The following is a 25009-nucleotide window of genomic DNA, read 5'->3' as shown; positions in this document are numbered from 1 at the left end:
GCATAAGGGCGGCCGGCGCAGGTGAGCTGAGCTTTGAAGAGAGATCTTCCATGCCCCGTGCGCCTGCGCGGGGCGTTTTTTGTTGGTGCCCCTGAGTACCTGATGCGCGGCTCACGCTGCGAGCAGCGAGGACCTTCCTGACCGGCCTGATTCCCCGGAAGGAGGGTTATGACAACGCCGAACAAGGTGGCCGCAGTTTCTGAGATCACCACCGATTTCCAGGAATCGACCGCCGCTGTCCTGACCGAATACCGCGGGCTCTCTGTCGCACAGCTCAAGGAGCTGCGTCGTTCTCTGGGCGCGGAGACCAAGTACTCCGTCGTCAAGAACTCCCTGACCGCGATTGCTGCCAAGGAAGCCGGTGTCGACGCGTTCGACGGCCAGCTCGCAGGCCCCACCGCAATCGCCTTCATCAAGGGCGACGCCGTTGCTGCTGCCAAGAGCCTCACGGACTTTGCCAAGGCCAACAAGCAGCTGGTCATCAAGACCGGTTACTTCGAGGGCAAGGCTCTGAACGCTTCGGAAGTTGCCGCTCTGGCCGCTCTCGAGTCCCGTGAGCTGCAGCTCGCCAAGGTCGCCGGTGTCCTCAAGGCCCCGGCCGCCGCAGCTGCCCGCATCATTGATGCCCTGCGCATCAAGCTCGAAGAAGAGAACGGCGCTCCGGCGCCCGCCGCTGAGGAAGCACCTGCCGAGGCTCCGGCCGAGGCCGCTTCCGAAGAGGCCTGATCCTCTTCTCCCCACCCACACACTGTGGTGCGCAGGCACCAACAACAGGAAGGACGCCAATCATGGCGAAGCTCAGCAACGAAGAGCTCATCGAAGCTTTCAAGGAACTGACCATCATCGAGCTCTCCGAGTTCGTCAAGCTGTTCGAGGAGACCTTCGAGGTCACCGCCGCAGCTGTTGCCGTTGCAGGCCCCGCCGGTGGCGGCGCTGCTGAAGAGGCCGAGGAGAAGACCGAGTTCGACGTCGTCCTCGAGGCCGCCGGCGACAAGAAGATCGGTGTCATCAAGGAGGTGCGCGCCCTGACCTCCCTCGGCCTGAAGGAGGCCAAGGACCTCGTCGACAGCGCTCCCAAGGCCGTCCTCGAGGGCGTCAACAAGGAGACCGCCGAGAAGGCCAAGGAGCAGCTCGAGGCTGCCGGCGCCACCGTTTCCGTCAAGTAATTCGGTTTCGGTCCGGTTCCCCGTTCCGCACGGAACGGAAGCTGATCGCTGTGAAGGCCCCGTCCACTTCGGTGGGCGGGGTCTTCCGCTTTAACTGCGCCCTCCGGCGTGGGAACCCCGGGTGAACAATGCAAGAAGTGCTTCAGAAGTCCTTCTCACGGCGCGACGGTGCTCATAGACTGGCGCTTCAGGCCTCCTGGGCCGCGCCCACCACAGGGTGGCGGGCTTTCGCATCACTCACGCACCCATCGACTCACCCCGAGGTTTCCCCATGAGCGAATCCACCTCCCTCAGCCCCGCGTCCCGGATCAGCCGGCGCGCCATGCTGGCCGCCGCCGTCGTCGCCGGTTCCAGCGCGAGTGCCCTCCTGGCCGCCTCGCCGGCCGAGGCCGCACCGGGTCTGGACCGGAAGAACTTCCGGCTGACCGTCCTGGGCACCACCGATCTGCACAACAACGTCTTCAACTGGGACTACTTCAAGAACGCGCCGTACACGGACAAGGCGGGCAACCGGATCGGCATCGCCCAGGCCTCCACCCTCATCAAGGCGGTCCGCGAAGAACGGGGTGCGGCAGCCACCCTCACCCTGGACGCCGGGGACACCATTCAGGGCACCCCGCTGGCGTACTACTTCGCCAAGATCACGCCCGCGTCCGCCACGGTGAAGCACCCGATGGCGCTGGCCATGAACGCGGTGGGGTACGACGCCGTGGCGCTGGGAAACCACGAGTTCAACTACGGCGTCGACCTCCTCCGCACGTGGGAGTCCCAGCTGACGTTCCCGCTGCTGGGTGCGAACGTCCACGTCGCCGGCAGCGGCGCGCGCGCCTTCACCCCGTACGTCCTCAAGCGTGTGAAGACGGGCAACGGCTGGGTCACGGTGGGCCTGGTCGGTTTCGTGACCCCGGGCTGTGCCCTGTGGGACCGCCACAATGTGGAGGGCAAGCTCGATTTCAACGGGATCGTGGAGGAGGCCAAGGTGGTCATCCCCGAGGTCAAGGCCGCCGGTGCGGATGTCGTGATCGTCTCCTGCCACTCCGGGGCCACCCCGGGCTCGTCCTACGGGGACGCGCTGCCGTTCCCGGAGAACGCCTCATCCCAGCTCGCCGAGGACGTCCCCGGCATCGATGCGATCCTGGTGGGCCATGCGCACCAGGAGATCCCGGAACGGTTCGTGGTGAACAAGTCCACCGGGAAGCAGGTCCTCCTGACCGAGCCGCTCCGCTGGGGGATGCGGGTTTCCGTGATCGATCTGGACCTGGTCAAGGAGCGCGGAGGCTGGACGGTGGCCTCCGCCCATTCGCACCTGCTGGACGCCCGCACGGCGCCGGAGGACCAGCAGATCGTGTCCGCCGTGAGCGCGGCGCACCAGGCCGCGGTGACCTACGTGAACAAGGTCATCGGGACGTCCACTCAGCCGCTCTCCACGGCGACGGCGTGCTGGGAGGACTCGGCCGCCGTGGACGCCATCAACTTCGTGCAGGCGAGCCGGATCAAGGCGGAGCTGGCTGGCGGCGCCGCGGCCTCCTTGCCCGTGCTGTCCATCGCGGCCCCGTTCTCCCGGGAAGTGGATGTGAAGGCGGGCCCGCTGACCATCCGCGACATCGCCGGGCTCTACATCTTCGACAACACGCTCCTGAGCATCAAGCTGACCGGCGCCCAGCTGAAGGCCTACCTGGAATGGTCGGCGGCCTACTACAAGACCGTCACCGCCACCTCGGTGGCCTCGGCGGATCTGACCAACGCCCCCACCTCCCTGGCGCCCGCGGGCACACCGGACTACAACTACGACATCGTCTTCGGGCTGGACGCGCCGCTGGAGTACTCCATCGACGTCGCCAAGCCGGCCGGGCAGAGGATCCAGGGCCTGCTGTACGGCGGCGTTCCCGTGCCCGACGCCCAGGAGTTCGCCCTTGCCATCAACAACTACCGCCAGAGCGGCGGCGGTAACTTCCCCGGGGTCACCATGGCGCCCGTGCTGAGCAACAGCCAGCAGGAGATCCGGCAGCTGATGATCGACTACGTCGTGGAGCACGGCACCCTGGACGCCGCCGTGTTCGCGCGCCAGGACTGGAAGCTCGTGGCCAATGGCGTGCCGCTGAGCGTCACCCCCTGACCATGTCCTTCTGATCGGATCGTGTCCGGCGGGGTTCATGTGAGCCCCGCCGGATGCGCATCGTCTCCGCCTGGACAAGACTGGAGCCATGACCTCCGCCTCGCCCCGCTTCGGCGTCAACTACACCCCCAGCGAGAACTGGTTCCACCACTGGCTCGACTTCGATCTCGATGCGGTCCGCCGCGATTTCGACGGCCTGGCGGAGCTGGGGCTGGACCATGTCCGGCTCTTCGCCATCTGGCCGTACTTCCAGCCGAACCGGTCCTTGGTGAGGGGGCACGCCGTGGAACAGTTGTTGTCCATGGTGGATGCTGCGGGGGAGCGGGGCATGGACTGCAGCGTCGACGCTCTCCAGGGCCACCTGTCCAGCTTCGATTTCCTGCCGGCCTGGACCCAGAGCTGGCACGGCACGGACCTGTTCACCGATCCCCGCGTGATCGAGGGGCAGCAGGACTATCTCCGGACCGTGGCACGGGCCCTGGCGGGCCGGGACAACGTCCTGGGCATGAGCGTGGGCAACGAATTCAGCCAGTTCGCCAACGTGGCACACCCGGGCTACAAACCGCTCGGCACCACGGCCGCCCACCGCTGGCTGGGCCTGATGCTTGAGGCGTGCGAGGAGGGCGCACCGGGCCTGGCGCACTGCCATTCCGAGTACGACGCGGCCTTCTTCGGCGCCGAACATCCGTTCACGCCCGCGGCCACTGCGCGGCAGGGCGCCATGACCACCATCCATTCCTGGGTCTTCAACGGCACCGCCCAGCGCTACGGCGGCATGAGCCAGGAGAGCGTGCGTCTCGCCGAGTACCTCATCCAGCTGGGCCAGGCCTGGGCCGTGGATCCCACCCGTTCCGTCTGGTTGCAGGAGATCGGGGCGCCGGCGCCTCACATCCCGGCCGAGGACGCCGCGGAGTTCGCCCGGCAGTCCGTCGCACATGCACTGGACAGCCGGGACGTCTGGGGTGTCACCTGGTGGTGCTCCCACGACGTGTCGCGGAGCCTGGCCGGCTTCCCGGCGCTCGAATACAGCCTGGGACTGATCCGCAACGACCGCTCCCACAAGGACCTCGGCTGCGCCTTCGCGGAACTCGCCGGGAGCTCCTGGGAGACGCCGGAGCCGCGGCGTACGGCACTGGTGCTCGACGTCGGCGCCGAAGAGCCCGACGACGGCGCGGTGCCGCACGTCCCCGCCCTCGCCGGCCCCGCCGTCGCCGCAGCCGGACGCCCCAGCTGCGCGCCCGGGGGAGGGTTCTTCGACGCGTGGATGCGCCTGGCCAAGGCAGGTGCCCGCCCCGCCGTCGTGCTCGCCTCGAAAAGCACGGATGCCGCGCACCTCACGGCACGCGGCATCACGGACGTCCTCCGCCTCCAAGACCTCTGACTAGCCGCGGTAGAGCAGCAGCGCCTCGCCCTGACCACCGCCGCCGCAGAGGGACACGGCGGCCTTGCCGGTGCCGCGCCGCTTGAGCTCGAACGCGGCGTGCAGGGCCAGACGCGCGCCGGACGCGCCGATCGGGTGGCCGAGCGCGATGGCCCCGCCGTGGATATTGCACTTCTCCAGCGGGTAGTCGAGGTCTTTCAGGGACTGGACGGCCACGGAGCCGAAGGCCTCATTGATCTCGATGAAGTCCAGGTCCTCCACGCTCCACCCGGCCTTCGTGAGGGCGGAGGAGATCGCGTGGGACGGCTGGGAGTGCAGGGAGTTGTCCGGGCCGGCCACCTGACCGGGCTTGCCGACGGCGGCCAGGTAGTCCAGGCCATGCGCCTCGGCGTAGGAGCGGGAGGCCAGCACCAGGGCGGAGGCGCCGTCGGAGAGCGGCGAGGAGTTGCCGGCCGTGATGGTGCCGTCCGTGACGAACGCAGCCTTCAGCGGGGCCAGCGTCAGCAGCGTGGTGCCGCCGCGGACGCCTTCATCGGTGTCCACCACCAGGGCATCGCCCTTGCGCTGGGGGATCGTCAGCGGGGCGATCTCGTCGGCGAAGACGCCGTCCTCGATGGCCTTCGCCGCGCGCTGGTGGGACGCGACGGCCACCTCGTCCTGGGAGCGGCGGTCGATGCCCAGGGAGAGGTTGAGGCTCTCCGTGGACAGGCCCATGGACTGGCCGTCAAAAGCGTCCGTCAGGCCGTCGTACGCGGCGTGGTCCAGCATCTGCACCGTGCCGTAGGTCCAGCCCTGTCGCGAGCCCGGAAGCAGGTGCGGGGCGCGGGTCATCGACTCCTGGCCGCCGGCCACGACGACGTCGGCCTCGCCGGCGCGGATGAGGCGCGCGGCGTCGATCACGGCGGTGAGCCCGGAGAGGCAGACCTTGTTCAGGGTCACGGTGGGGACGTCCCAGCCGATTCCCGCCCCGATGGAGCTCTGCCGGGCGGGGTTCTGCCCGGCACCGGCCTGGAGCACCTGGCCCATGAAGACGGCCTGGACGGCTTCGGGGCCGATCCCGGCGCGCTCGATGGCGGCCTTGATGGCGTGGCTTCCCAGCTGCACGGCGGTCTTGGCCGCGAGCTGGCCGTTCAGGCGTCCCTGGGGCGTGCGCGCCGCAGAGAGGATGACAACGTCGTTGTTGTTTTCGGACATGGCCCTTCGCTTTCCATCGTGCTTAGTGACACCAGGCTATCGCCCCGGAACGTGCCGGACGTCACAGCAGACCCGGAGCTTGCTGTGACTTGAGAGCGGGGTCTGCCAGGATGGTGGGACAGGATGCACCGAAGGGGGAGCCGGATGCCGGAAGCACACTCCAGGGTCCGTGAGGCCGCCGCGGCCCGGGGCCTCGAGATCGAGATCCGCGAACGGCCGGCGGCGAATTCGCTCGCCGAGGCGGCGACGCTGCTCGGCATCCCGCCGTCGGGCATCGTCAAGACGCTCGTGGTGAAGCGGTCCGACGGCACCTTCCTTTTCGCGCTTGTCCCCGGCGGACGGGCGATCTCCTGGCCGAAGCTGCGGGCGGTGGTCGGTGTCAACAAGCTGCGCCTCCCCGAGGCGGATCTGGCCTTGGAAGCCACCGGCTATGAACGGGGCACCATCACTCCGATCGGCAGCACCACGGACTGGCCGGTCTTCGCCGATGAGACCATCGTGGGGCACCGCGTAGCCATGGGCGCCGGGGCCCACGGTTACAGCCTGTTCGTCGACGCCGATGAGCTGATCAGTGCCTATGGCGCCACGGTGGCGGACATCACCGTTCCCGAGTAGAACGGTGGCCCGGCAGCCTGGCCGGGCCGCCGACCGGCTTGACGCGGGCATACTGACTGGGGTAGACATATTCGTTTGATTCCGGTAATGTAGGTCTTTGCGTCTTCCCTCTGTACCTTCGGCCTTCATATAGCGGTGGGCTGGCCGTGCCTGTGGCGTTTAAGCAGCGAATCGGCTGCCGCCACGGATGCGGTCCCGGGTCATATAGCGGTCCCGGACAGGTGGCGCCCAGCGTGTACAGCGTGGGCGCTCGATCGGGGGAGGGCTGATCAGCCCGAAGGTCTGTGGAAGGAACCCTCTTGGTCGCCTCGAGCACCCCAAACAATGAAACCGCTACCACTGATGGTGCGACCCGTCGCATCTCATTCGCGAAGATTCACGAGCCGCTTGACGTCCCGAATCTGCTCGCTCTCCAGACGGACAGCTTTGACTGGCTGGTAGGCAACGAGCGCTGGCAGGCCAAGGTCGCCGCCGCCGTTGAAGCCGGTGATGACTCCGTGGCCACCACGTCCGGTCTCGCCGACATCTTCGAAGAGATCTCCCCGATCGAGGACTTCCAGGGCACCATGTCCCTGAGCTTCTCCGACCCGGAGTTCTACGAGCCCAAGTACACCATGGCAGAGTGCAAGGACCGCGACGCGACCTACTCCGCCCCGCTGTACGTCAAGGCCGAGTTCATCAACAACAACACGGGCGAGATCAAGCAGCAGACCGTGTTCATGGGTGACTTCCCCCTTATGACGGAGAAGGGCACCTTCGTGGTCAACGGCACCGAGCGTGTCGTCGTCTCCCAGCTGGTCCGTTCCCCGGGCGCCTACTTCGAGAAGGCTCCGGACAAGACCAGTGACAAGGACATCTACACCGCTCGCATCATCCCGTCCCGCGGTGCCTGGTTCGAGCTCGAGATCGACAAGCGCGATCAGGTCGGCGTCCGCCTGGACCGCAAGCGCAAGCAGTCCGTCACGGTGCTGCTGAAGGCGCTCGGCTGGACCGAGGGCCAGATCCTCGAGGAGTTCGGCCAGTACGACTCCATGCGTGCCACCCTGGAGAAGGATGCCACGCAGACCCAGGAGGAAGCCCTCCTGGACATCTACCGCAAGCTGCGTCCGGGCGAGCCGCCCACCGTCGAGGCCGCCCAGAACCTCCTGGACAACCTCTACTTCAACGCCAAGCGCTACGACCTCGCCAAGGTCGGCCGGTACAAGATCAACCGCAAGCTGGGCATCGACCGCCCGCTGTCCGACCGCGAGGCCTCCATCCTCCACGTCGAGGACATCGTGGCCATGATCAAGTTCCTCGTGGCGCTGCACGCCGGCGAGAGCACCATCAAGGGTGCCCGCGACGGTCAGGAAGTGGATCTGCGCGTCGAGGTCGATGACATCGACCACTTCGGCAACCGCCGCATCCGCGCCGTGGGCGAGCTGATCGAGAACCAGGTCCGCACGGGTCTGTCCCGTATGGAGCGTGTGGTCCGCGAACGCATGACCACGCAGGACGTCGAGGCCATCACCCCGCAGTCCCTGATCAACATCCGTCCCGTGGTGGCAGCGATCAAGGAGTTCTTCGGAACCTCCCAGCTGTCCCAGTTCATGGACCAGAACAACCCGCTCTCCGGCCTGACCCACAAGCGCCGTCTCTCCGCGCTGGGCCCGGGCGGTCTGTCCCGTGACCGTGCAGGCATGGAAGTGCGAGACGTCCACCCGTCCCACTACGGCCGCATGTGCCCCATCGAGACCCCTGAAGGCCCGAACATCGGTCTGATCGGCTCGCTGGCCTCGTACGGCCGCATCAACCCGTTCGGCTTCATCGAGACCCCGTACCGCAAGGTCGCCAACGGCGTCGTCAGCGACGACGTCGAGTACCTCACCGCGGATGACGAGGCCGAGGTGGTCATCGCCCAGGCCAACGCGCCGCTGGACGGCGACAACCGCTTCACCGAGGAGACCGTCCTCGTCCGTGAGCGTGGCGGTGGAGGCGAGCCCGTGCTCATCCCGGCCGAAGACGTGCAGTACATGGACGTCTCCCCGCGCCAGATGGTGTCCGTGGCCACCGCCCTGATCCCGTTCCTCGAGCACGATGACGCCAACCGAGCCCTCATGGGTGCCAACATGCAGCGCCAGGCCGTGCCGCTGGTCCGCGCCGAGGCCCCCTTCGTGGGCACCGGCATGGAGCGCGCCGCAGCCGTTGACGCCGGCGACGTCGTCGTGGCCAAGAAGGCCGGCGTGGTCTCCGAGGTCTCCGCCGACCTCGTGATCATGCTCAACGACGATGGCACCGAGACCAGCTACCGGATCGGCAAGTTCTCCCGCTCCAACCAGGGCAACTGCTACAACCACCGTGTCCTGGTGGACGAAGGCCAGCGCCTCGAGGTCGGCGGCATCATCGCCGACGGCCCGTCCACGGACCGTGGCGAGCTGTCCCTCGGCCGCAACCTGCTGGTGGCCTTCATGTCCTGGGAGGGTCACAACTTCGAGGACGCCATCATCCTGTCTCAGCGCCTGGTGGCGGAGGACGTCCTGTCCTCCATCCACATCGAGGAGCACGAGATCGACGCCCGCGACACCAAGCTCGGTGCCGAGGAGATCACCCGTGACATCCCGAACGTCTCCGAAGAGGTCCTGGCGGGCCTGGACGAGCGCGGCATCATCCACATCGGTGCCGAGGTCGAGGCCGGCGACATCCTGGTCGGCAAGGTCACCCCGAAGGGTGAGACCGAGCTGACCCCGGAGGAGCGCCTGCTCCGCGCCATCTTCGGCGAGAAGTCCCGCGAAGTGCGTGACACCTCCCTGAAGGTGCCGCACGGCGAGTCCGGCACCGTCATCGGCGTGCGCGTCTTCGACCGCGACAACGACGACGAGCTGCCCCCGGGCGTGAATCAGCTGGTCCGCGTGTACGTGGCCGCCAAGCGCAAGATCACGGACGGCGACAAGCTCGCCGGCCGTCACGGCAACAAGGGTGTCATCTCCAAGATCCTGCCGATCGAGGACATGCCGTTCCTGGCCGACGGCACCCCCGTCGACGTCGTGCTCAACCCGCTGGGTGTCCCCGGTCGTATGAACGTCGGCCAGGTGCTGGAAACGCACCTCGGCTGGGTCGCCAAGACCGGCTGGAAGATCGAGGGCGAGCCGGAGTGGGTCAAGAACCTTCCGAAGCTGCCGCGTGAGACCGCCCCGAACCAGACGCTGGCCACCCCGGTGTTCGACGGTGCCCGTGAGGAGGAGATCGCAGGCCTGCTGAACTCCACCAACGTGACCCGCGACGGCGATCGCCTGATCGACGCCTCCGGCAAGACCCGTCTGTTCGACGGCCGCTCCGGCGAGCCGTTCCCGGACCCCATCTCCGTGGGCTACATGTACATCCTGAAGCTCCACCACCTGGTGGACGACAAGATCCACGCCCGCTCCACCGGTCCGTACTCCATGATCACCCAGCAGCCGCTCGGCGGTAAGGCCCAGTTCGGCGGCCAGCGCTTCGGTGAGATGGAAGTGTGGGCCCTGGAGGCCTATGGCGCGGCGTACACGCTCCAGGAGCTCCTCACCATCAAGTCCGATGACATCCATGGCCGCGTGAAGGTCTACGAAGCCATCGTCAAGGGTGAGAACATCCCGGAACCGGGTGTCCCCGAGTCCTTCAAGGTTCTGATCAAGGAAATGCAGTCGCTGTGCCTGAACGTGGAGGTCCTCTCCACGGACGGCACCACGATCGAGATGCGTGACTCTGACGATGCGGTCTTCACGGCCGCTGAGGAACTGGGCATCGATCTGTCCCGCGCAGAGCCCAGCTCCGTCGAAGAGGTGTAGTGCCGTGCGGAGGCGGCGCCTGAGCGCCGCCTCCGCACCCCACCCCTTCTAAGAAGTCAAGACTTTTCAGACAAGAGAGAACAGGATTCCATGTCCAGCGAATCTTCCTTCGGCCTCATGCAGATCGGCCTCGCCACGGTGGATGACATCCGCCAGTGGTCGTACGGCGAAGTCAAGAAGCCGGAAACCATCAACTACCGCACTCTGAAGCCGGAGAAGGACGGTCTTTTCTGCGAGAAGATCTTCGGCCCGTCCCGTGACTGGGAGTGCTACTGCGGCAAGTACAAGCGTGTGCGCTTCAAGGGCATCATCTGTGAGCGCTGTGGCGTCGAGGTCACTCGTGCCAAGGTGCGCCGTGAGCGCATGGGCCACATCGAGCTCGCCGCTCCCGTCACCCACATCTGGTACTTCAAGGGTGTGCCGTCCCGCCTCGGTTACCTCCTCGACCTGGCCCCGAAGGACCTCGAGAAGGTCATCTACTTCGCCGCCTACATGATCACCAGCGTGGACGAGGACAACCGTCACGCGGAACTGCCGAACCTCCAGATCGAGCACGACGTGGAGAAGAAGCAGCTCGTGGACACCCGCGACGCGGACATCGCCGCGATCGCCCGTGACCTCGAGGACGAGCTCGCCCGCCTCGAGGGCGAGGGCGCCAAGGCCGCCGACAAGAAGAAGGCCCGTGACTCCGCGGACCGTCAGATGGCGAACGTCCGCAAGCGCGCGGACGCCGACATCGAGCGCCTGGAGCAGGTCTGGGACCGCTTCAAGAACCTCAAGGTCGCCGACCTCGAGGGCGATGAGGGCCTGTACCGCGAACTGCGTGACCGCTACGGCATGTACTTCGAGGGCTCCATGGGTGCCGAGGCCATCAAGAAGCGCCTCGAGACCTTCGACCTGGAGGCCGAGTCCGAGCTGCTCAAGGACATCATCCAGAACGGCAAGGGCCAGCGGAAGACCCGGGCGATCAAGCGCCTCAAGGTGGTCAACGCCTTCCTCACCACGGACAACAGCCCGCTGGGCATGGTCCTGGACGCCGTCCCGGTGATCCCGCCGGAGCTCCGCCCCATGGTGCAGCTGGACGGTGGCCGCTTCGCGACCTCCGACCTCAACGACCTGTACCGCCGCGTGATCAACCGCAACAACCGCCTCAAGCGTCTGCTCGAGCTGGGTGCTCCGGAGATCATCGTCAACAACGAAAAGCGCATGCTGCAGGAAGCTGTTGACAACCTCTTCGACAACGGCCGCCGTGGCCGCCCCGTCACCGGTCCGGGCAACCGTCCGCTGAAGTCCCTGAGCGAGATGCTCAAGGGCAAGCAGGGCCGTTTCCGTCAGAACCTCCTCGGCAAGCGCGTCGACTACTCCGGCCGTTCGGTCATCGTCGTCGGCCCGCAGCTGAAGCTGCACCAGTGTGGTCTGCCCAAGCAGATGGCCCTGGAGCTCTTCAAGCCGTTCGTGATGAAGCGCCTGGTGGACCTCAACCACGCCCAGAACATCAAGAGCGCCAAGCGCATGGTGGAGCGGTACCGTCCGCAGGTGTGGGACGTTCTCGAAGACATCATCACCGAGCACCCGGTGCTGCTGAACCGTGCGCCCACCCTGCACCGTCTGGGCATCCAGGCGTTCGAGCCGCAGCTCGTGGAGGGTAAGGCCATCCAGCTGCACCCGCTCGTGTGTGCCGCCTTCAACGCCGACTTCGACGGCGACCAGATGGCCGTGCACCTGCCGCTGAGCCCGGAGGCCCAGGCGGAGGCCCGCATCCTGATGCTGTCCTCCAACAACATCCTGAAGCCGTCCGACGGCCGCCCGGTGACCCTGCCCTCGCAGGATATGATCATCGGCCTGTACCACCTGACCACCAAGCGCGTGTGTTCCGCAGGTGAAGGCCGGATCTTCTCCTCCGTGTCCGAGGCCATCATGGCTTTCGACAACCGGGAACTGCACCTGAACTCCAAGGTGAAGATCCGCCTGGACGACTTCGTGCCGTACGAGGGCTGGGAAGCCCCCGAGGGCTACGAGCCGGGTCAGCGTGTCCTCGTGGAGACCTCTCTCGGCCAGGTCATCTTCAATGGCACTCTGCCGGCGGATTACCCGTGGGTGGAGGCCGTCGCGGACAAGGGTGAGCTGTCCCGCATCGTCAACGACCTTGCTGAGCGCTACCCCAAGGTCATCACGGCCGCCACGCTGGACAACCTGAAGGACGCCGGTTTCTACTGGGCCACCCGTTCCGGCGTGACCGTTGCCGTCTCCGACATCGAGGTCCCCTCCGCCAAGCCGGCCATCCTGGCAGGCTACGAGGAGAAGGCCGCGAAGATCCAGGGTCAGTACGACAAGGGTCTGATCGACGAGGAGGAGCGCCGTCAGGAGCTCATCGAGCTCTGGGGCAAGGCCACCGACGAGATCGCCAGCGTCATGCGCAAGTCCCTGTCTCCGATGAACACCATCAACCGCATGGTCTCCTCCGGTGCCCGTGGTAACTGGATGCAGGTCCGTCAGATCGCGGGTATCCGTGGCCTCGTGGCCAACCCGCGTGGTGAGATCATCCCGCGCCCGATCAAGTCCTCCTACCGTGAGGGCCTGTCCGTGCTCGAGTACTTCATCGCCACGCACGGTGCCCGTAAGGGTCTGGCCGACACCGCTCTGCGTACCGCCAACTCGGGTTACCTGACCCGTCGTCTGGTGGACGTCTCCCAGGACGTCATCGTCCGCGAGGAGGACTGCGGCACCGAGCGCGGCCTGGTCACCCCGATCGCCATCGTCGATGAGAACGGCGAGCTGCGTCTGGACGAGAACGTCGAGAACAGCGCCTACGCGCGCACCCTTGCCGTCGACGTCGTGGATGCCGAGGGCAATGTCCTCGCCGCCGGCGGCACCGACTGCGGTGACGTGGTCATCGCCGAGCTGTTCGCGGCCGGCATCACCGAGATCAAGGTCCGCTCCGTGCTGACCTGTGAGTCCACCGTGGGCACCTGTGCCCTCTGCTACGGCCGCTCCCTGGCCACCGGCAAGACCGTGGACATCGGCGAGGCCGTCGGCATCATCGCGGCACAGTCCATCGGTGAGCCCGGTACCCAGCTGACCATGCGTACCTTCCACACCGGTGGTGCCGTGTCCGCGGGCGGTGGCGATGACATCACCCAGGGTCTGCCCCGTATCCAGGAGCTCTTCGAGGCCCGTACCCCGAAGGGTGTGGCCCCGATCTCCGAGACCGCCGGCCGCGTCACCGTGGAGGAGGGCGAGAACTCCGTCCGCCTCGTGGTGACCCCGGACGACGGCACGGAGGAGCTGGCGTACCCGATCCTGCGCCGTTCCCGCCTGCTGGTGGCCGACGGCGAGCACGTCGCCGTGGGCCAGAAGCTGGTCCAGGGTCCGGTGGACCCCAAGCAGGTGCTGCGCATCATGGGTCCGCGTGCCGCTCAGAAGTTCCTCGTCGACGAGGTCCAGGGCGTGTACCGCAGCCAGGGCATCGGCATCCACGACAAGCACGTGGAGGTCATCGTCCGTCAGATGCTGCGTCGCGTCACGGTCATCGAGTCCGGCGACTCCGAGCTGCTGCCCGGTGAGCTGGCCGAGCGGAGCCGTTTCGAGTCCGAGAACCGCCGTGTGGTCTCCGAGGGCAAGAAGCCGGCCTCCGGCCGTCCCGAGCTCATGGGTATCACCAAGGCGTCCCTGGCCACCGAGTCCTGGCTGTCCGCGGCCTCCTTCCAGGAGACCACCCGCGTGCTCACCCAGGCGGCCATGGAGGGCAAGAGCGACCCGCTGCTCGGCCTCAAGGAGAACGTCATCATCGGTAAGCTCATCCCGGCCGGCACGGGTCTCCCGCGCTACACCGAGGTGAACGTGGAGCCGACTGAGGAAGCCAAGGCGAGCATCTTCTCCGCCCAGGCCTCGTTCAGCGACTTCTCCTACGATCCGATGGGTGTCGACGGAAGCAACGAGTTCCACGCCATCCCGCTGGATGACTACGATCTCGGGAGCGATTTCCGCTGATCACGGTCGACGCCGACACATCCGGTGCCGTGAGGCACTGACAGTGTGAGCCGACGACGGGCCCTCACCGCAGCTGCGGTGAGGGCCCGTTCTCGTTTCCGTCGCCGACGTCGTGGATGGCCGACGTCGTCGTGCACACCGCCCGGGCGATGCTCAGGTGGTGTAATAGCCCTTCTTCCACTGCTCCCAGTCCCAGGTGTTCAGGAAGCGCTGGGCACTGCTGAAGCCGCTGGTGTAGAGGGTGGTCTTGTCCTCGGCGCTGAGATGGAAGTCCGTGGCACGGTAGCGGGAGGTGTCCACGAACACGGTCCGGGAGGACGCCTGGGGGTCGTTGATGTGCGCCCGGTCGTGGGCGCCGATCATGGTGCTCAACAGGGACTTGGCCAGCTCGAAGCCGTTGTTGTCCGGTTTCCAGTCCTCGGTCCGCAGACTCTGCTGACCGGAGAGCTTGACCCCCATGGTGGGCCAGCGGGACGGCTTGTCGTCGCGACGGTCGAAGACGTCGATGGGGAAGTTGGACAGCATGCCGCCATCGGTGCACACGATGTGATCGTGTCCGGTGACGGCGGCGTTCATCGCCATCTTCCAGGGCCGGAAGAAGAACGGGATGGAGGCCGAGGCCCGCACGGCGTCGGCCACCGGCACGGTGTCCGGGTCCACGCCCAGGAGTGTCTCGTAGTCCCAAGGCAGCCGCAGCATGAGGCCGCGGGACACGTCGGAGACGATCACCACCAGCTTGTACCGCTGCGAGGGCGGCAGTGCAGAGCCCGGGTCGTCCTCGCGGAGATCGGCCCAGGTCTTCACACCCTGGCCGGCCAGGGTCTCCGTCAGCCATTGATGCATGAAGTCGCCGGCGAAGAGGCCTTCGTGCACCAGCAGCCCGAACGCCGGGCCCAGGCCGGGGATCCGGGCCAGGATGCCCTCCTTGTCCTCGAAGCGGGAGAAGTCCAGCTCGTCCATGACCTTCTTGATCTGCCCGGCGTTCATGCCCGAGGCGAGGAAGGACGCCACGATCGCGCCGGCCGAGGTTCCGGCGACGCGATGGAAGGTGTAGGGGTCTGCGGCGGCTTCGAGAGCGGACAGGGCGCCCACCAGGGCCGAACCCTTGACCCCGCCTCCTTCGAGTACCAGATCGGCGTCGGCCATGGGTGCCTCCCTCAATGAGGCGGTCCGGGAAGGACCGCATGCTTGCATGGTGGACCCGTGCCGGGGCAGGGTCAAGAGGCCCGCGGAAGCTGGAGATGCGGGAGCAGGGAACAGTGCGTGCTACAGTTAACGTGATTGATTTAGTGGCAGCGGACTCCGTCCATGTTGTGGGTAACTTGCACAACGAATGCCACGCTTTTGCATGTCTTGGCCCTTTTGGGATTCCTTCGGATCGGACCAGGCGTGCATCTCTTTGAAGTGCTTCGCCCCGGCGTTCCCACGGCTTCCGTGGGCCTGGGCCGGGGCAAGTAAATGAGGAGCGGCCGGAGACGGCCACTTCAGACGATGGAGAAATAGTGCCTACTATTCAGCAGCTGGTCCGTAAGGGCCGCACGCCGAAGGTCTCCAAGACCAAGGCTCCTGCCCTGAAGGGCAGCCCGATGCGCCGCGGCGTCTGCACCCGCGTGTACACCACCACCCCGAAGAAGCCGAACTCGGCTCTGCGTAAGGTCGCCCGTGTCCGCCTCAACGGCGGCGTCGAGGTCACGGCTTACATCCCGGGCGTGGGCCACAACCTGCAGGAACACTCCATCGTGCTGGTGCGCGGTGGTCGTGTGAAGGACCTCCCCGGCGTTCGCTACAAGATCGTCCGTGGTGCCCTCGACACCCAGGGTGTGAAGAACCGCAAGCAGGCTCGCAGCCGCTACGGCGCAAAGATGGAGAAGAAGTAATATGCCTCGCAAGGGTCCGGCCCCCAAGCGGCCGCTCGTTTCGGATCCGGTCTACGGTTCCCCGCTGGTCACCCAGCTGATCAACAAGGTTCTCGTGGACGGCAAGAAGTCCACCGCTGAGCGCATCGTCTACGGCGCCCTCGAGGGTGCTCGTGAGAAGAGCGGCAACGATCCCGTGGCCACCCTGAAGAAGGCCATGGACAACATCAAGCCGAGCCTTGAGGTCAAGTCCCGCCGCGTCGGTGGCGCCACCTACCAGGTTCCGGTTGAGGTCAAGCCGGGCCGCGCCACCGCGCTGGCCCTCCGCTGGCTCGTCGGCTACTCCAAGGCCCGCCGCGAGAAGACCATGACCGAGCGTCTCCGCAACGAGATCCTGGATGCCTCCAACGGTCTCGGTGCCGCTGTCAAGCGTCGCGAAGACACCCACAAGATGGCCGAGTCCAACAAGGCCTTCGCCCACTACCGCTGGTAAAACCTCACGACCCGCCGCCGGCCCACACGGTCGGCGGCGGACGTCGTGTAGTCCATCTCAAAGGGAGACACCGTGGCACAGGACGTGCTTACCGACCTTAACAAGGTCCGCAACATCGGCATCATGGCCCACATCGATGCCGGCAAGACCACTACGACGGAGCGCATCCTGTTCTACACGGGTGTGAACCACAAGATCGGTGAAACGCACGACGGTGCGTCCACCACCGACTGGATGGAACAGGAAAAGGAACGCGGCATCACCATCACCTCCGCCGCGGTGACCTGCTTCTGGAACAAGAACCAGATCAACATCATCGACACCCCCGGTCACGTGGACTTCACCGTTGAGGTTGAGCGCTCCCTGCGCGTCCTCGACGGCGCCGTCGCCGTCTTCGACGGCAAGGAAGGCGTTGAGCCGCAGTCCGAGACCGTGTGGCGTCAGGCCGATAAGTACAACGTCCCGCGCATCTGCTTCGTCAACAAGATGGACAAGCTCGGTGCGGACTTCTACTTCACGGTGGACACCATCATCAGCCGTCTGGGCGCCAAGCCGCTCGTCATGCAGCTGCCGATCGGTGCCGAGAACGACTTCGTCGGTGTCGTGGACCTGCTCGAGATGCGCGCCCTGGTCTGGCCGGGCGACGCCAAGGGTGACGTGACCATGGGTGCCTCCTACGAGGTCCAGGAGATCCCCGCCGATCTCCAGGAGCGTGCCGAGGAATACCGTGCTCAGCTCGTCGAGACCGTTGCCGAGTCCTCCGAAGAGCTCATGGAGAAGTACCTCGAGGGTGAGGAGATCACCCTCGCCGAGCTCAAGGCCGGCATCCGCAAGATGACGGTCAACTCCGAGGTCTACCCGGTCTTCTGTGGCTCCGCCTTCAAGAACCGTGGCGTGCAGCCGATGCTGGACGCCGTGATCGACTTCCTGCCGTCCCCGCTGGACGTGCCGGACATGATCGGCCACAACCCGCGCAACGAGGAGGAGGAGCTGGTCCGCAAGCCCAGCGCCGACGAGCCGTTCTCCGCTCTGGCCTTCAAGATCGCCGCTCACCCCTTCTTCGGTCAGCTGACCTTCGTCCGCGTGTACTCCGGTCACGTCGAGGCCGGCGCCCAGGTGGTCAACTCCACCAAGGGTAAGAAGGAGCGCATCGGCAAGCTCTTCCAGATGCACGCCAACAAGGAGATGCCCGTCGAGGGCGCCACCGCCGGCCACATCTACGCCGCCATCGGTCTGAAGGACACCACCACCGGTGACACCCTCTGCGATCCGGCCAACCAGATCGTCCTGGAGTCCATGAGCTTCCCTGAGCCCGTGATCTCCGTGGCCATCGAGCCGAACTCCAAGGGTGACCAGGAGAAGCTCTCCACCGCCATCCAGAAGCTCTCCGCTGAGGACCCGACCTTCCAGGTCTCCCTCAACGAGGACACCGGCCAGACCGTCATCGCCGGCATGGGCGAGCTCCACCTGGACATCCTGGTGGACCGCATGCGCCGCGAGTTCAAGGTCGAGGCCAACGTCGGCAAGCCGCAGGTCGCGTACCGCGAGACCATCAAGAAGGCTGTCGAGAAGGTCGACTTCACCCACAAGAAGCAGACCGGTGGTTCCGGTCAGTTCGCCAAGGTGCAGGTTTCCTTCGAGCCGCTCGAGACCACCGATGGCACCTTCTACGAGTTCGAGAACAAGGTCACCGGTGGCCGCGTTCCGCGCGAGTACATCCCCTCCATCGATGCCGGTATCCAGGACGCCATGCAGTTCGGTATCCTGGCCGGTTACCCGATGGTGGGCGTGAAGGCCATCCTGATCGACGGCGCCTACCACGACGTCGACTCCTCGGAAATGGCGTTCAAGATCGCCGGTTCCCAGGTGTTCAAGGAAGGCGCACGCCGTGCCAACCCCGTCCTCCTCGAGCCGCTCATGGCCGTCGAGGTCCGTACTCCCGAGGAGTACATGGGCGATGTCATCGGTGACCTCAACTCCCGTCGTGGCATGATCCAGTCCATGGAGGATGCCGCGGGTGTGAAGGTCATCCGTGCCAACGTTCCGCTGTCCGAGATGTTCGGCTACATCGGCGACCTGCGTTCCAAGACCCAGGGCCGCGCGGTGTACTCGATGACCTTCGACAGCTACGCTGAGGTCCCGAAGGCTGTGGCCGACGAGATCATTCAGAAGAGCCGCGGCGAGTAAGTTGTCGCACCTCGGCTGGGGGTCTGCGTGCAGATCCCCAGCCGTCGTCGCGAAACTTTCGGCTGCTCGCCGAGGGACCGCGACAACCCGGCGCCAGGGGCAGAAGTGCCCTTGAACCGCAATTTCATCAAAACCCCTGCCCCCAAGTAGACTGGTCTAAGTTCTGCCGCGATACCCGCGGCGAAGGAGCACGTCACTTGAAAAATGTTCTAGGAGGAACCTGTGGCAAAGGCAAAGTTCGAGCGGACTAAGCCGCACGTCAACATCGGCACCATCGGTCACGTTGACCACGGTAAGACGACGCTGACGGCCGCCATTTCCAAGGTGCTGTACGACCAGTACCCGGATCTCAACGAGGCGCGTGACTTCGCTTCCATCGACTCCGCTCCGGAAGAGCGCCAGCGCGGTATCACCATCAACATCTCCCACGTGGAGTACCAGACCGAGAAGCGTCACTACGCACACGTTGACGCCCCCGGTCACGCTGACTACATCAAGAACATGATCACCGGTGCTGCTCAGATGGACGGCGCCATCCTCGTGGTCGCCGCCACCGACGGCCCGATGGCTCAGACCCGTGAGCACGTTCTGCTGGCCCGCCAGGTTGGTGTCCCCTACCTGCTGGTCGCCCTGAACAAGTCCGACATGGTCGAGGACGAGGAACTCCTCGACCTCGTCGAGATGGAAGTTCGCGAGCTGCTCTCCTCCCAGGAGTTCGACGGCGACAACGCTCCCGTCATCCGCGTCTCCGGCCTGAAGGCTCTGGAAGGCGACCCCAAGTGGGTTGAGTCCGTCAAGGAGCTCATGGCCGCCGTCGACGAGTCCATCCCGGACCCGGTCCGTGACCGTGACAAGCCGTTCCTGATGCCGATCGAGGACGTCTTCACCATCACCGGTCGTGGCACCGTGGTGACCGGCCGCGCCGAGCGTGGCACCCTCGCCATCAACTCCGAGGTTGAGATCGTCGGCATCCGCCCGGTCCAGAAGACCACGGTGACCGGTATCGAGATGTTCCACAAGCAGCTCGACGAGGCTTGGGCCGGCGAGAACTGTGGCCTGCTGCTCCGTGGCCTGAAGCGCGACGATGTCGAGCGTGGCCAGGTTGTCGTCAAGCCGGGTTCCATCACCCCGCACACCGACTTCGAGGCGAACGTCTACATCCTGTCCAAGGACGAGGGCGGCCGTCACAACCCGTTCTACTCGAACTACCGCCCGCAGTTCTACTTCCGTACCACGGATGTCACCGGCGTCATCACCCTCCCCGAGGGCACTGAGATGGTCATGCCGGGCGACAACACCGAGATGAGCGTTGCGCTGATCCAGCCCATCGCCATGGAAGAGGGCCTCGGCTTCGCTATCCGTGAGGGTGGCCGCACCGTTGGTTCGGGTCGTGTGACCAAGATCGTCAAGTAGTCTCTTGGTGATCCTTCCGGACTAGTCCGGTGAGAAGGGCCCCATCGCTTTTGCGGTGGGGCCCTTTTCGTTGCCGTGAATGTCTCGGCCTGAGCACGACGTTGTCTTATCCACATGGGCGTCCGCCTCGTTGTGTACCGGTAGAACCCGGATCTATCGTTAAAGCCAATCGATAGATTAAAGGGGGTGGGTCATGGACGGCTTTGGAGTTCTTCTGATCCTTGCGGCCGCGGTGGTCACCGGAATGGTGGCCTACGGGCGGGGAAAGCTGGCCGGGGAGCATGACGCCCTGGTGAGACAGCGGACTGCGGCCCACGCCGCTGGGGTGCGGGAGCAGGACGCTTATCTCAAGGGCCATCGTGACGGCTGGCTGAAGGGCATGGAGCAGCTGGGCGTTGCGGTCGGCGACGGAGCGTCCGCCTCGCAGCCGGTCAGCACTGTGCAGCCGGTCAGGACTGTGCAGTCGGTCAGCACTGCGCAGCCGCACGACACAGCGCAGCCGCTCAGCGCCTTACGGCCGACGGCTCCCCGGCCGACTGCGACGCCCCCCACCACGCTCGCCGCTGCCGAATCGCCGGCGGTGGCACCCAGTGTTGCGGAGCAGCGATCGATGAAGCCTGCTGAACCGGCGGTTCCGGCAGGGGCGCCCACCATGCCGGCATCTGCCGACCCAGTGCCTGTGCAGCCTCGTCGTGAGCCGGAACCCAGCCATACGGTCGCGGAGAATGCCGGGGTCCCGCAGGGCACCGCGGCCGCCGTTCAGCGTCCATCGGCCTCTGAACTCCGGTCCCGCAGGGAGAAGCGCGTCGTCAACCTGACCCTGTATGTGGCCTCGTTGCTGATGGTCTCGGCGGGCGCCGCCTTCTTGGCCGGTGACGCCGCGCCTGTGGCCAAGTTCGCCGGGGTTTTCGCGCTGTCGGTGCTGTTCCTCGTCGGAGGTCACCTCCTGTTCGCACGACAGCCTCGGGTGAAGCCGGCGGCCATCGCTTTCGTCGGCATCGGCCTGGCTTCCGTGCCGCTCTGCGGAGTGGCCCTCGACCTTCTGCTGCTCCACCAGCCGCGGCTGAGCTGGTTCCTGGCATCGCTGGCCGGGCTCGGAGCCTTCGTCCATGCCACTGTGCGTCTCAAGAGCAAGGTTCTCGGCTACCTGGTCATCCCGTTCCTGCTGTCGCTCGTCGTCTCGGGCCTTGCCGTGATGGGAACCGGTATCGTCTGGACGTTCGTCGCACTGCTGGCGTTCAGCGCGCTCCTCTCCTGGTTCGAGCGGCGTGCGCCCGGGTGGTGTCCTCCGGTGCTCCTTGAGCCGCTCCGCACACTCGATCCCTGGCTGGCCCCGGTGATCATGGCGGTGGAGCTGTTCTTCGCCTTGGGTTTCAGCAACGGCGAGCACGCCCTGGTCATGGCTGTGCTGCTGGGCTACTCGCTGCTCCGGCCGGCCGACGAAGCCCTCGTCTGGCGCCGGGTCTACCACCTCCTCGGCAGGGCCTCAGGCACCGCCTTCCTGACCTTCCTGCTTCTGACGCTCGGGCTGCCGTCCCACCAGACCCTCTACGTCGTCGCGAGCTGCCTGGCGCTGCACGTCCTGCTGATCACGTGGGATTCGCGACGGATCGAGCGCGTTCTCGGCTGGCCGGCATTGGCCGAGGCCGGGGCCATCGCCGCTGGGCTCGCTCTCCTGCTGCTGGCGAATGCCGGGACCGGCTGGCAGCTGCGTTACTCATACTCACAGGGCGGCTTCGGGCCTGTCCGTGCCTACCAGGCCGAGACGCTGTGGTCCTGGCTGGTGCTCGGCCTGTCGCTCGCAGCGGCCGTGCGGGCTGCATGGTTCTGGCGGCCGCGAGCCGAATGGTTCGTCCTTCTCCCGGTGACCGCGGGATGCCTTCTGCCGGCGATCGGCTTCAAAGGACTCGCCCTGGTCCTTGTTGGAGTGAGCGCTTTTTGGCTCCTCCGTCCTGAAAAGGACAAGTCCCGGGCGCGGTGGTTCCTGGCCGGGGCGCAGCTGCTGCTGGGTCTGGCACTCCCACTCGGGATCCACGAGTTCGCTTCCGATATCCCGGGCCGGCCGGTCTACGTCGTACTCGGCGGGCTGGCGGCCTCCGTGGCACTCGCGCTCGGCCACCTCCTGTCCGGAAGCCCGTGGCGCTGGGGTTTGCCCGGGGTCCTGGCCGGGGCGGTGTCTGCGACCGCATCGGTCCTGCTCCTGCCGCTCGCCACGGCCGTGGGGGACCGGCAGTTCCCCGGATCCGGCGGATGGATCGCGGCAGCGACCGCTACGGCGGTCCTCGGGGCGGCGGTTCTTGCACCGGCCCTGTGGCGAGCCGCACGAGAGAGGTCCGGCGGCGCCGTCTGGGCGGAGGCCGGATACACGAGTGCCGTGGTTCTGTCCGCCGACGCGAGCCTCCTCTGGGTGGCTTCCGGCGCGGGTGCCCGGGATTCCGCCTGGATTCTCGCCGCCGCGGGCGCGACCGCGCAGCTGCTGCTTGCCGGCCTGCACCGTTCCGGGAGCCGGCTGCCGTTCGTCTATGGCACGCGTCTCCTGGGAATGGTGGCGGCGGCCCAGGGACTCGACGTCTTGCGGACCCATGCACCCCAGGGGACCTTCCTCGCCACCCTGGAGAGCCCGACCGTCCTGGTGGTCCTCCTGGCCTTGCAGAGCGTGTTCCCGGTGATGCGGCTGGCCGCCGTGAAGGGTCCGGACCTGCCTGCGCGGGCCGTGGGCGCCCTGGCGGAGTTGATGACGCTGAGCGTGCTGGCCGGCCTCTGCGGTCTCTTCCTGTATTACTCCGGCACCGGTGCCCTGGGCTGGCAGTGGACCCTGGCGGCGGCGGTCGGCCTCGCGATGGCCGGTGCGGCAATGATCCTCAGGCCGGATGCCCAGGAAGGAGCCCTGTTCGCGGGATGTGCGGCAGCGCTGGACGGCATCGTCGTGCTGTCCGGCGGGCGCGGCCCTGCCGGCTACGGGCTCGCCATCGTGGCAGGCGCCGTGCTGGTTCTGCTGCTCAGCTCGGGGCTGCGGTCCGGAGCTGCGTCCAACCGCCACCTCTACCTGTTGGCCTCCCGGCTCGACACCTTGGTCCTGCTCTTCGCCGTGCTGCGCCTGCTGCACGCGGATCCGGGACAGAGTCTCCTCGCGGTCCTGGGACTGTGCTGGGTGAACCAGCTCATCCCGGAACGCTTCGACGAAGGTTCGGGCCGGATCTACGCAAGGGCTCTGAGGTGGACGCTGCTCTCCGTGCAGGCGATCGCAGTCGTCGGGTACTTGGCCACCACGTACAGGGGATGGCAGCGGTGGATCGCGGTCATCGGAATCGTGAGCCTGTGCGGTGCCTCCTGGGTGCTCTGCCGTCGCGCCCGGGACCAGTGGCTGATGGTGCCGGCCGTGCTCGGGCTGCTGGCCCTCGCCCCGGTTCTCGGTCCGGGCTATGTCAGCGATGGGCCGTTCCTGAAGGATCCCGTGCTCGATGAGGCAGGCATGACGGTTTCCGCCTCCGTACTGGCTCTCCTCTGGCTGGCCCCGGTCGTCCTGCGATCCAGGAGAACGACGGCGCGTGGCGGCTCTCCGGCCGTCCCCGGCCGTGCGCTCTGGTTCGGGTCCTCTGCGGCCTTCTTCGTCGAAGCGCTGGTGTTCGCATCCGAAACAGGGCGGACGTGGCCCGCCTTCGCCGTCCTCGCCGCCGTGGCGGTGCTGCTGCTCGTGCTCTCCCACAGCGAGGGGCTCCCCGTCCTGTACGTGCCGGGTGTGGCCGCGGGCGTCGTCGCCGTCTACGGACTGGGCCTCAGCGTCGACCTGCGGGCGGACATCTCATATTTGGGGTGGCTGCTGCCGTCGGCACTGCTGGCGCTCGCCGGCGCCGCCGCCACATGGCGGGGCGGCGTGCCGCGGGCGGTCGTTCTCAGACGGAACATGATGCTCTCTGCCAACGCATTCGCGGTGTTCGTGGGCACCGTCAACGCTCTCGCCAGCAGGCCGGTGGTCTGGAGCGGGACCGCGTTCCTTCTGCTCGGGCTGCTGATCCTGCTGCGGCAGCTCGCTCCGGCGCATCGTTCGCAGGCCCTCCAGATCGGTCTGCTCCCGGTCCTCTCCGCCGCGCAGCGCGCCTACTACTGGGGAGGCGGGATCACGGTGGAGACCTTCTGGCTGCTGCAGTGGTATCTCGCCTATGCGGCGTTCCTCGCGGTCTGGCACCTCGGCCGCAAATCGGCAGGCCACGCCTTCCTGTTCAGCTGCGTCTTCGCCGGGGGAGCGAGCTTGTCCGCGATCCTGGCCTTGACGGACGGCGACGCCGCACAGCAGTTCTGGGTCCTGGTGTCCTTCGCAGCCGTCGTCGTGGCCGGCTTGCTGCAGCAGCGCCCGCTGTTCAGCTGGTGGGGGAGCGCCGGGGTCCTGGCGGGGATCCTCTTCATGTTCCGGTCCTACGTCTATCTCGGGCTGGGCCTGACGGCCGCCGCGCTCATCGCCGCAGTGCTGGTGACCCTGCTCCGGCGGAAGCCGCCGGCCGGTCAGGCCTGAGACGGGGGTGGGGCTGAGGCTCCACCCCCGTCTCGATTCGCAATTCCCGGCCGGATCCGGCATACTTGAAGGGTTGCTCACGCGCTCCTTCGTGTCCCGGTCCGGATAATGCCGGATGACAGGGACCAGGTCGGAGGCCGGGCGGCAAAATCCAACCACACAGGAACGGTGTGAACCGCGCTCTCCGGGTCGCGACACGCCCGACCGCGTGGGTCGGAGCTCTGGTGGGTTGAGGAACCCGGGCCTGGTCCGGATTCAGCTCATGGGAGAGCGGTAGTCACGACTTCA

General features: G+C 66.5%; 14 protein-coding genes. 12 read left to right on the top strand and 2 right to left on the bottom strand.

Features of this window, described 5'->3' with window-relative positions:
* Positions 1–168: 168 nt before the first annotated feature.
* The 4 genes from rplJ to Q9R02_RS13105 all read left to right on the top strand — a co-directional run bounded on the left by rplJ (position 169) and on the right by Q9R02_RS13105 (position 4663).
* Positions 169–726 (top strand): 50S ribosomal protein L10, encoded by a 558-nt coding sequence (gene rplJ / locus Q9R02_RS13120; protein WP_305997145.1) that lies wholly within the window; start codon positions 169–171, stop codon positions 724–726.
* 62 nt (positions 727–788) lie between these two features.
* Entirely contained in the window at positions 789–1166 is a 378-nt protein-coding gene (gene rplL, locus Q9R02_RS13115; protein ID WP_305997144.1) for a 50S ribosomal protein L7/L12, read from the top strand.
* A 271-nt stretch (positions 1167–1437) separates the two neighbouring features.
* Positions 1438–3282, top strand: coding sequence for a bifunctional metallophosphatase/5'-nucleotidase (locus tag Q9R02_RS13110; protein ID WP_305997143.1), 1845 nt, complete (start codon positions 1438–1440; stop codon positions 3280–3282).
* Positions 3283–3370: 88 nt separating this feature from the next.
* A complete protein-coding gene (locus Q9R02_RS13105; protein WP_305997142.1) occupies positions 3371–4663 on the top strand; it encodes a glycoside hydrolase 5 family protein in 1293 nt (430 codons plus the stop codon).
* Here the strand turns inward: Q9R02_RS13105 and Q9R02_RS13100 are convergent, their stop codons facing one another.
* Positions 4664–5857 (bottom strand): acetyl-CoA C-acetyltransferase, encoded by a 1194-nt coding sequence (locus Q9R02_RS13100; RefSeq protein ID WP_305997141.1) that lies wholly within the window; start codon positions 5855–5857, stop codon positions 4664–4666. It lies immediately after the preceding gene.
* A 144-nt stretch (positions 5858–6001) separates the two neighbouring features.
* On the opposite strand from Q9R02_RS13100, the gene Q9R02_RS13095 reads away from it, so the two are divergent.
* The 3 genes from Q9R02_RS13095 to Q9R02_RS13085 all read left to right on the top strand — a co-directional run bounded on the left by Q9R02_RS13095 (position 6002) and on the right by Q9R02_RS13085 (position 14262).
* On the top strand, positions 6002–6472 hold the full coding sequence (locus Q9R02_RS13095) for an aminoacyl-tRNA deacylase (protein ID WP_305997140.1): 471 nt from the start codon (positions 6002–6004) through the stop codon (positions 6470–6472).
* A gap of 299 nt (positions 6473–6771) precedes the next feature.
* The gene (rpoB, locus tag Q9R02_RS13090) at positions 6772–10272 is read left to right on the top strand and encodes a DNA-directed RNA polymerase subunit beta (RefSeq protein WP_305997139.1); all 3501 of its coding nucleotides are present in this window, start codon (positions 6772–6774) and stop codon (positions 10270–10272) included.
* Between the two features lie 90 nt (positions 10273–10362).
* Positions 10363–14262 carry a DNA-directed RNA polymerase subunit beta' gene (locus Q9R02_RS13085; RefSeq protein ID WP_305997138.1) on the top strand — a complete coding sequence of 1300 codons (3900 nt, stop codon included), beginning with the start codon at positions 10363–10365 and terminating at the stop codon, positions 14260–14262.
* A 153-nt stretch (positions 14263–14415) separates the two neighbouring features.
* On the opposite strand, the gene Q9R02_RS13080 is transcribed toward Q9R02_RS13085, so the two are convergent.
* Entirely contained in the window at positions 14416–15408 is a 993-nt protein-coding gene (locus Q9R02_RS13080; protein ID WP_305997137.1) for a patatin-like phospholipase family protein, read from the bottom strand.
* Between the two features lie 356 nt (positions 15409–15764).
* Between Q9R02_RS13080 and rpsL the strand changes: the two genes are divergently transcribed.
* From rpsL to Q9R02_RS13055, 5 genes are all read left to right on the top strand, one after another.
* Positions 15765–16139 carry a 30S ribosomal protein S12 gene (rpsL, locus tag Q9R02_RS13075; protein ID WP_066211570.1) on the top strand — a complete coding sequence of 125 codons (375 nt, stop codon included), beginning with the start codon at positions 15765–15767 and terminating at the stop codon, positions 16137–16139.
* 1 nt (position 16140) lies between these two features.
* Positions 16141–16611: a 30S ribosomal protein S7 gene (gene rpsG, locus Q9R02_RS13070; protein ID WP_305997136.1), complete on the top strand. Its 471-nt coding sequence runs from the start codon at positions 16141–16143 to the stop codon at positions 16609–16611.
* A 72-nt stretch (positions 16612–16683) separates the two neighbouring features.
* Complete coding sequence (gene fusA, locus Q9R02_RS13065; protein WP_305997135.1) at positions 16684–18798, top strand: elongation factor G; 2115 nt, start codon at positions 16684–16686, stop codon at positions 18796–18798.
* Between the two features lie 222 nt (positions 18799–19020).
* A complete protein-coding gene (gene tuf / locus Q9R02_RS13060; RefSeq protein ID WP_305997134.1) occupies positions 19021–20211 on the top strand; it encodes an elongation factor Tu in 1191 nt (396 codons plus the stop codon).
* 193 nt (positions 20212–20404) lie between these two features.
* Entirely contained in the window at positions 20405–24721 is a 4317-nt protein-coding gene (locus Q9R02_RS13055) for a hypothetical protein (protein ID WP_305997133.1), read from the top strand.
* The last annotated feature ends 288 nt before the right edge of the window (positions 24722–25009 follow it).

It is taken from the genome of Arthrobacter horti (genome assembly GCF_030731045.1).
Classification (GTDB): Bacteria; Actinomycetota; Actinomycetes; order Actinomycetales; family Micrococcaceae; genus Arthrobacter_E; species Arthrobacter_E nanjingensis.
This window is presented reverse-complemented; position numbering and strand designations above follow the sequence as displayed.